Annotated in this window: 1 protein-coding gene; it reads right to left on the bottom strand. The window is 66.4% G+C overall.

Annotated elements, in window-relative coordinates; all coding sequences use genetic code 11:
* On the bottom strand, positions 1-502 hold a 502-nt coding region (locus MBTS_RS22775; protein ID WP_483403780.1), incomplete at its 3' end, for a 2,3,4,5-tetrahydropyridine-2,6-dicarboxylate N-succinyltransferase.
* Between the last annotated feature and the right edge of the window lie 57 nt (positions 503-559).

Below are 559 nucleotides of genomic sequence, written 5' to 3' on the forward strand. Positions count from 1 at the left end.
CGATGCCGGCACCGCCGGAGATGTGGCAGTTCTTCCCCACCTGCGCGCAGGAGCCGATCGTCACCCAGGTATCCACCATCGTGCCCTCACCCACATGGGCGCCGAGATTGATGAAGGAGGGCATCAGCACGGCGCCGGGCGCGATGTAGGAGCCGCGCCGCACGAAGCAGCCGGGCACGGCCCGGAAGCCGGCCTCGCGAAAATGCTTCTTCTTCCAGCCCTCGAACTTCGAGGGCACCTTGTCCCACCAATTGGCGCCATCGGGTCCGCCATGGATGATCTCCATGTCGTTGAGGCGGAAGGACAGCAGCACCGCCTTCTTGAGCCACTGGTTGACCTGCCATTCCTCGCCGACTTTCTCGGCCACGCGGGCCTTGCCGGAGTCGAGGAGATCGAGGGCCTCGTCCACGGCGTCGCGCACGGCACCCTTGGTCGAGACGTCGATGCCGGCACGCTCCTCCCAGGCGGTCTCGATGGTGGTGGAGAGATCGGCGTGGGACATGGTGGCGTTCCGGTCGGTTAGGGGGAAGGGCCGTGCTTACAAAAGGCGGCCCGGCCT

The organism is Methylobacterium bullatum (assembly GCF_014845095.1).
GTDB classification, from domain to species: Bacteria; Pseudomonadota; Alphaproteobacteria; order Rhizobiales; family Beijerinckiaceae; genus Methylobacterium; species Methylobacterium bullatum.